Annotated in this window: 8 protein-coding genes and 1 pseudogene; 8 read left to right on the forward strand and 1 reads right to left on the reverse strand. The window is 38.4% G+C overall.

Annotation, left to right across the window (positions count from 1 at the left end; translation table 11 throughout):
* Positions 1-118 (reverse strand): annotated as a pseudogene (locus QZ055_RS09430) (Ldh family oxidoreductase); the annotation flags it as partial.
* Positions 119-698: 580 nt separating this feature from the next.
* On the opposite strand from QZ055_RS09430, the gene QZ055_RS06725 reads away from it, so the two are divergent.
* The 8 genes from QZ055_RS06725 to QZ055_RS06760 all read left to right on the forward strand — a co-directional run.
* Complete coding sequence (locus QZ055_RS06725; RefSeq protein ID WP_295825495.1) at positions 699-2,705, forward strand: molybdopterin-dependent oxidoreductase; 2,007 nt, start codon at positions 699-701, stop codon at positions 2,703-2,705.
* 129 nt (positions 2,706-2,834) lie between these two features.
* Complete coding sequence (brnQ, locus tag QZ055_RS06730) at positions 2,835-4,166, forward strand: branched-chain amino acid transport system II carrier protein (protein WP_295825497.1); 1,332 nt, start codon at positions 2,835-2,837, stop codon at positions 4,164-4,166.
* A gap of 147 nt (positions 4,167-4,313) precedes the next feature.
* A complete protein-coding gene (locus QZ055_RS06735; RefSeq protein ID WP_295825499.1) occupies positions 4,314-5,387 on the forward strand; it encodes an iron-containing alcohol dehydrogenase family protein in 1,074 nt (357 codons plus the stop codon).
* A 44-nt stretch (positions 5,388-5,431) separates the two neighbouring features.
* Positions 5,432-5,668, forward strand: a complete 237-nt coding sequence (locus QZ055_RS06740) for a DUF1653 domain-containing protein (protein ID WP_005385326.1) — start codon at positions 5,432-5,434, stop codon at positions 5,666-5,668.
* 8 nt (positions 5,669-5,676) lie between these two features.
* Positions 5,677-6,453 (forward strand): HAD family hydrolase, encoded by a 777-nt coding sequence (locus QZ055_RS06745; RefSeq protein WP_005385327.1) that lies wholly within the window; start codon positions 5,677-5,679, stop codon positions 6,451-6,453.
* A gap of 227 nt (positions 6,454-6,680) precedes the next feature.
* Positions 6,681-7,322 carry a peptidylprolyl isomerase gene (locus tag QZ055_RS06750; RefSeq protein WP_105089769.1) on the forward strand — a complete coding sequence of 214 codons (642 nt, stop codon included), beginning with the start codon at positions 6,681-6,683 and terminating at the stop codon, positions 7,320-7,322.
* Positions 7,312-7,593, forward strand: coding sequence for a GIY-YIG nuclease family protein (locus QZ055_RS06755; protein ID WP_295825500.1), 282 nt, complete (start codon positions 7,312-7,314; stop codon positions 7,591-7,593). The genes QZ055_RS06750 and QZ055_RS06755 overlap by 11 nt, the downstream gene beginning before the upstream one ends.
* A gap of 52 nt (positions 7,594-7,645) precedes the next feature.
* Positions 7,646-8,066 (forward strand): DUF1934 domain-containing protein (locus tag QZ055_RS06760; RefSeq protein WP_295825503.1); only part of this gene is annotated, 421 nt, incomplete at its 3' end.

The raw sequence follows: 8,066 nt of genomic DNA on the forward strand, positions 1-8,066 counted from the left end.
GTACGTCTTGGATGATGTCAGCTTCTTTTTCGGAGAAACCGAATTTTTGGAAAGCGTCCATGCTTAATTTTTTCAATGTTTCATAAGGGAATAACACAGTGTTTTTTGCGTCTGCCATCGTTAAAACCTCTTTTCAGAAAATATGTACCTGATATAGCAACTCCAAATTTAGATATCATGAAATTAAGATGATTTCTTATGAGCTCTATATCCTCTCAAATGACAATGTCAGTATAGCACAGAAAGATGTGAGATTGAATAGTCTTACAGTCTGAAACACATTACTAAATACGCATACGTACCGGTGATGTTTGTCACATATTCCTAGGGCAGTTACTGAAACAACTGATTATACCTAAAACTATATGGTTATGACTTTTAGTTATGATTGCATAATTTTTTTATAGATTTGCAGTATTTTTATAGAGCTTATTAGTATATCTGTTTAGGCTTTGAGTAAGAATGAGAATGGATAAATATCGATAAAACTTGAAATGTTCAGTATTATATATAAAAAATATTGATGAGTATATTAACGTATTGTGATAACTGAATGTATTGTTATGCAATATATGCAGTATTCTTAATCTTTACAAAGTTAGAAAATGTATTAAAGGTTACACTTATACAAAGGATGCTGTAATATAATATAAATATACATCCTATAGTTTATATAATTGATAAGCGAGGTGCTTATTTTGAAAGAATACAAATCAGTATGTCCGTATGACTGTCCAGATGCATGTGGTCTAATCGTATCGGTAGAGAATAATAGAGTAGTATCTGTTCGTGGTAACAAAGATCATGCTTTTACAAGAGGTACATTATGCCCTAAGATGGCGCATTATGAACGAGTAGTTCATTCTCCGTTGCGTTTACAGTACCCAATGAAACGGGTTGGCAAGAAAGGTATTGGAGAAGATCAATATGTGCGTATCAGCTGGGATGAGGCATTAGATATCATTGTTAATAATTTTAAAGACACCATTAGTACTTATGGTGGTGAAAGTATTTTGCGCTACTCCTATGCAGGTACGATGGGTGTGATTCAAAGCCCAGCAGCAGATTACTTTTTCCGCCGTATTGGGGCGACAGATCAAGACCGTGGTATTTGCTCTCCCGCTAAGCAGGCAGGTTTCCGCTCAGTTTACGGTGATACATTAGCTATTAAGCCGCAAGAGGCACAACATAGCGATTTAATTGTTTTATGGGGCATTAATGCGACTGCTACCGATGTTCATATCTTACATGATGTAAATATAGCCAAAAAGAATGGCGCTCGAGTTTGGATTATAGATACTCATAAAACATATACCTTTAATCAAGCTCATGAACATATTTACGTAAAACCTGGTAGTGATGTCGCCTTAGCGTTAGGTATGCTTCATATTATTCATCGAGATGGATTAGCAGATATAGATTTTATTAAGAAACATGTACAAGGTTATGATGAGCTTGTAAACGATGTGTTGCTTGATTTTACACCGGAAAAAGCATCTGAGCTTTGTGGCGTTTCCGTAGAGCGTATGACCGAGTTTGCTCATGCATACGCTAACGCTAAGGCTCCATTTATACGTCTTGGCAGTGGGTTGTCACGCTATGGGAATGGTGCTATGAACTGTCGTGCTATTAATGCATTACCTGCTGTAGTTGGAGCTTGGCAACATTTAGGCGGTGGCTTATTATCGAGTGCTAGTGGTAGTAAGTTTGTGGGCAAAGAAGTGATGCAACAGGCTCATGTGGATGCACCAGCAAAGCGATTGATGCCTATGATTAAACTAGGTGAAATGCTTACAAACCCATCAGGTACAGCTGTGCATAGTCTCTATGTATTCTCTAGTAATCCGGCTATAACAGCACCTGATCAAAATGTAGTGCGAAAAGGCTTGATGAGAGATGATTTATTTACGGTTGTTCATGAACGATTCTTTACCGACACATGTAAATATGCGGATATTATTTTACCGGCCACTACATCTGTAGAACATGATGATATATATAACTCTTATGGGCACTATACCATCGGAACTGGCTATAAATTAATCGATCCTGTTGGTGAATCTCGATCCAATTGGCAAGTGATTTCTGAGCTAGCTAAACGAATGGGGCTTCAAGATGAATTCTTTAACCTTAGTGAACGGGAGTTAATAGAACAAATTGTTCGTACATCTAGTCGTATATCTGAGGTCGATCAAGATGTAATCTTACAAGGTGAACCTGTAGAGATGACATTGCCTGAAAATTATAAATTAGATTTTAAAACGCCATCTGGAAAAATAGAGCTATATAATGCAAATAATGTGGAACCATTAATTCGTTATTTGCCGCCATATGGAGATAATGCACCATTCTGGCTCATCATAGGGAACGATATTCGTATTTTAGATTCTAGCTTCTGTGAACTCGAGTTTGATGATCCTGAGCTTATGAAACTTCGTATCAACCCTGAAGATGCAAAGGTATATAACATTAATGATAGGGATGAAGTGGAAATCTATAATAATCGTGGTAGTGTAAAAATTAGAGCTTACTATGATGAAGAGGTACAACGAGGTACATTAGTAACACTTGGTGTGTGGTGGCAATCACAATCTAGTGATCCAAATGTAGCTATCAATGCGCTTACAGCAGATAGACCTACGGATCAAGGTTGGGGTAGCACATTCTATGATGTGCAAGTTCACATTAAAAAGGCGGATGTTTAATTTCCTTTACTTATAGGAATAATATTATGCTGATATATCATAACAAGGATATTTTTATTGCATACATATCCTCATTAGGATTATAATAGTAATATTATTTTTATATATAACCTGAAGGGGGTTACGTTTATGAATGGTAATGATAAATTATCTGCCCGTGCCTATTGGGCTATAGGCATGATGTTATTCGCCCTATTCTTTGGGGCAGGGAACTTGATCTTCCCAGCGGCCTTAGGTCAACATTCTGGTGATAACGTAGGTTGGGCTTTGCTCGGCTTCATATTAACAGGTGTAGGCCTTCCACTATTAGGTGTTGCAGCGATGGGGTACTCCTCCTGTAAAGATGTTGAAGAACTTGCGAGCCGTGTTCATCCGATTTATGGCTTGTTGTACACAATTTCTCTTTACTTGAGTATCGGTCCAATGTTTGCGACGCCACGTACTGGTACTGTAGCTTATGAAATTGCAATTAAACCTTTCACAGAAGGTTTAAGCATGAATATGGAACCAATTTTCTTGGCATTATTCTTTGGTGTTTCTTTGTGGTTATCCATTAGTCCACAAAAGCTTGTTAATCGTATCGGTAATATTTTGACACCAGCATTACTACTTGTAATTCTGTTGTTAATTATTAAATCCTTTATGACTCCGCTAGGCGGCTATGCAGTGCCACAACCAGCTTATGGTGATGCACCTACAGCTGTGTTGCAAGGATTCTTGGACGGCTATAATACGATGGATGCGTTGGCTTCCGTAGTATTTGCTATTCTTGTAATCGACTTTGTTCGTCTTAGCGGCGCTACATCTCGTGCGGTTATTACAAAAACAGTAATGGAAGTAGGCGCTATTGCTGTAGGTCTTCTCGGTATTGTTTATGTATTTATCGCTAACATTGGTGCTACTAGTGTTGAACGTTTTGGTTTGTTTGATACAGGTGCTCCTGTGTTGTCCGTAAGTGCTAACTACTTGTTCGGTGAATTCGGTCAAATTATCTTGGCTATCATCGTTCTTCTAGCTTGCTTGTCTACAAGTATCGGTCTTATCACTTCTTGTGGTACGTACTTCCACAAGTTGACACCGAAGATTAGCTATAAATTATATGTAGTAATCTTCTCCGTAGCAGCATTTGGTCTTAGCATGTTCGGTTTGAAAACAATCATCAGTGCAGCGATTCCAGTGTTGATGCTCTTGTATCCGTTAACGATTGTAATCATCTTGTTGGCACTTCTTCACAATGTGTTCGGTGGTCGTCGTTGCGTATACGCATGGACAATGGCTTTCACAATGATCTCTGCTCTTATGACTGGTCTTGAAACGGCAGGTATTGCACCTGCTGCATTGGAACAGCTCTTTACTCAATACATTCCATTCCAGGCTGCTGGGATGGGCTGGGTGAGCTTTGCAATACTCGGTTTTATTGTAGGTCTTATCCATAAAGGGCTCGTGTCCGAAAATAAATAATAGCATTAAAGGTTCTATACTTTCGTTTTTGGTGAAAGTATAGAACTTTTTTGTGTCTTAAGGGTTGTCATATAAAATTGATTTTGTGAGTAGAAGTTTCTATAATAAGTATAATAAGAATATAGATAATGAAGGAAGGAAGATTTTATGCGTAGTACTCATTGTTTACCTAGTTATAGTTTTGGCGGTCATGAGGTGTTTGACGCTATTCCCAAATTTACAAAATTATATGGTAAGTCTGTAGCTATCATCGGTGGTGAGACAGCTCTTTCTAAAGCTTTGCCACACATTCGTCCAGTGCTTGATAAAGCAGGGATTAAAGTGCTAGATATTATTCACTTTGGTGGAGAGTGTACTTTCGCTCGAGGTAAGGAAATTGCACAAATGGCTTCTGTAAAAGATGCGGACTTTATATTTGCTGTTGGTGGTGGTAAGGCCATGGATACGGTAAAAGTAGTAGCTCTAGAGTTAGATGATAAACCATTCTTTACAATTCCGACCATTGCCTCTACTTGTGCTGCAACGTCAGAAGTAGCAGCTGTATACACTGCAGAGCATACTTTTGATGACGTAGCCTTTGTAAATCATCCTCCTGTGCACTGCTTTATTGATGCTGATATTCTCGTAGAAGCGCCAAGCCGTTACTTGTGGGCGGGAATGGGAGATACTATTGCAAAACACTATGAAACTCATCTTTCTGCTCGCAATCGTGAGCAAGATTATAATACTCAGTTAGGCCTTACTCTAGCTTCTATGTGTAGTGAACCAATTTTAGTACATGGTATACAAGCCTATAAAGACAGTCAAGCTAAAAAACGTAGTGATGCATTTGATACCATTGCTATGACTGTTATCTTTACTACCGGTATTGTATCGGGTTGTGTTCCTATGGCATATAATAGTAATATGGCTCATGCTGTATGTTATGGCTGTGTTACTAATAAAGAAACAGAAGAAAACCATTTGCATGGTGAAATAGTAGCATATGGCTTACTTATTTTGTTAACCGTTGACCAACAAATGGATGAATTACAACGGTGGTTGCCAATATACCGCGAATTAGGTTGGCCTACTAAACTTTCACAGTTAGGTCTTACTGCATCGCATATTCCTCAAATTGTTGAAAAGGCTACATCTGTTCATGATATTGATGTATCTCCGTACAAAATTACTGCAGATATGTTGACTAAGGCTATTCAATATATGGAATCTCTTGATTAATATAATTTGTAACCGTTTGTGTATGTTATGTGATGAGGTTATAAATGCGAAAAATTGTAAAGGGTGGCTTATATCGTCATTTTAAAGGCATGTACTATTATGTGTTAGATGTTGCAACTCATTCGGAAACGAGTGAACAGTTCGTAGTGTATCAAAAATTATATGATCAACGTGACTTATATGTACGACCACTAGATATGTTTTTGAGTGATGTGGATCAAGAAAAATATCCTGATGTAGAGCAGAAAGAGCGATTTAAGTTAATGAGCGGACGTGATTAGGAGGGCCTGTGGAACAGAAATTTTTCTTTTTCGATATAGACAATACCTTAGCTGTGTGGCCGGAAGGTAAAATTCCTGACAGTGCTCAATATAGCTTAGATGAATTAAAGCGCCGTGGTCATAGGGTGGCACTAGCAACAGGCCGTATCCAAGTAGATGCAAAGCGTTTTGCGGAACAAGCGGGGCTTACAGATTTTGTGGCAGATGGCGGACATAGTGTTACTGTTAATAATGAACTAGTGTCCATGATTGGCATGGATCGTGATGCATGCATTAACTATTTGGAATATTTAGAGTCCCATAATATTCCTTGGGCTGTAACAGATCGGAATAAATTAGGCCGAATTACGCCGTATAAGGAAATATTAGATTGGCATCCGAATTGGGATGTTTTTAAAACGACAGTAGATCCTAATTTTGACTTTCATAATGTAGAAGAGTTTTATAAGATTTATGTGTTCTTTAAAGAAGGGGAAGAAGAGGAAAAAGAAATTGAGCATATGACGCATAAGCTCATTCGTTATGGCGATGGCTGTGTTTTATATGAACCAATGGAAAAAGCTTTGGGTATTCGCAATATGCTTGATCATTTTGGTATGAAACCTAATCAAGCCGTAGTATTTGGTGATGGATATAATGATTTATCTATGTTTAGGCCAGAATGGCTTAATATTGCCATGGGGAATGCACGTGCTGAATTGAAAGAAAAAGCCGATTATATCACTACCGACTGTGATAAGGATGGTATTTATAATGCGTGTAAGCATTTCAAGTGGATTGATTGAGTTCTAATGTCCTCATTGTAGACTAAAAATCCAGAACAATTTGATGGTAAATAATGACTGATCTATAACTGAAAGTATAAGGTTATATAAATTGGTAAATTTAATAATTATTTAAACCAAATTTTCTCTAAAACATGATATACTAAAAAAGAGCCGCTCACGGGTTGAGCGGCTTTTCTATGTGAATTTTACATACATGTTAGTATAAACAATATATTGGGGGAACTATGAACTGGAAACGCTTGGCTTTATGCGCAATGTTGGGGATTACAATGCTTGGTACAGCAGCTTGTGGTACAAAAAGTGGGGAGCAACCACAAGGTAATACTGTAAAGGCAGAATCTGTAACTATGCCTAATTTCTCTAATGCGCCAATCGCTGATGAGTATGCTATTTTTGATACAAATTATGGTCAATTCAAAGTTCGTTTGCTAGGGTCTAAAGCGCCTATTACGGTAAAAAACTTTGATTATTTAGTGAAAAAAGGTTTCTATAATGGTGTCACATTCCACCGCGTTATTGAAGGCTTTATGATTCAAGGTGGGGATCCAGATGGTACAGGTGCTGGTGGCCCTGGTTATACCATTCCTGATGAGTTCTCCAATGATTTACACTTCAATAAAATGGGCGTCCTTGCTATGGCGAACCGTGGTCCTAATACAGGGGGTTCTCAATTCTTCATTACCTTGGGACCTACAGATTGGTTAGATAACAAACACACTATCTTTGGTACCGTAGTACAAGGTATGGATGTAGTTGAAAAAATTGGCAAAGTAAAAACTGGTCGCAATGATAAGCCTGTAGAACCAGTAATCATCAATACCATTACATTGGAACCGATTACTGATGATGCGAAAAATGGCAAATAAGGAGGCTAAGTCTGAAGAGCGGCACTATGTGTACTTGGTGCGTTGCGCAGATGATTCCTTGTATTGTGGGTGGACCACCGATATTGAGCGCCGTATAGAGGCTCATAATGGGCTTATTCCAGGCGGTGCTAAGTATACAAGAGGGCGACGTCCTGTTACATTGGTGTATTCTGAAAGCTTTCACAATAAACAAGATGCACAACGTAGAGAATATGCCATAAAACAGATGACAAAGACTAAGAAATTGCGACTCATTGAGGGTGCAAAATAGTCTTTGATTATGGTATAATATGATGATTAATTACTGCCATGGAGGTTGAAAAATGAAGCGGGTTCTAGTGTCCGTAAAAAGTGTACAACGAGATATGGACGGCAAGGATACCGTAGTGGAACTGATTTCCCCAGGTACATCACATGAAAAGGGTAATGCCCAGTATGTGCGTTACGAAGAATCTAGTGTGACTGGCTTAGATGGGGTAAAGACGACCATTAAAATCCATGATGACTCTATTGTATTGCTTCGAACAGGGGCTGTTAATATGCGTCATCAATATGTCCGTGGTGAAGAGCGCGAATCCGTGTATGAAACACCGTATGGTGATTTGCACATGGCCGTGAATACTCATGAATTAACAGTAGACTTTCACGAAGGCGTAGGTCATGTTCATTTAGGATATGACATTTCCGTCGAAGGTGAATGGCAATTTTATAATCAGTTAGATATAGACGTGCGGGAGGATACAG

This window comes from uncultured Veillonella sp., assembly GCF_905209685.1.
Taxonomy (GTDB): domain Bacteria; phylum Bacillota; class Negativicutes; order Veillonellales; family Veillonellaceae; genus Veillonella.

Coding starts and splice junctions, on each gene's coding strand:
- brnQ (WP_295825497.1), top strand. CDS start 2,835: ATGAATGGTAATGATAAATTATCTGCCCGTGCCTATTGGGCTATAGGC.
- QZ055_RS06735 (WP_295825499.1), top strand. CDS start 4,314: ATGCGTAGTACTCATTGTTTACCTAGTTATAGTTTTGGCGGTCATGAG.
- QZ055_RS06740 (WP_005385326.1), top strand. CDS start 5,432: ATGCGAAAAATTGTAAAGGGTGGCTTATATCGTCATTTTAAAGGCATG.
- QZ055_RS06750 (WP_105089769.1), top strand. CDS start 6,681: ATGAACTGGAAACGCTTGGCTTTATGCGCAATGTTGGGGATTACAATG.
- QZ055_RS06755 (WP_295825500.1), top strand. CDS start 7,312: ATGGCAAATAAGGAGGCTAAGTCTGAAGAGCGGCACTATGTGTACTTG.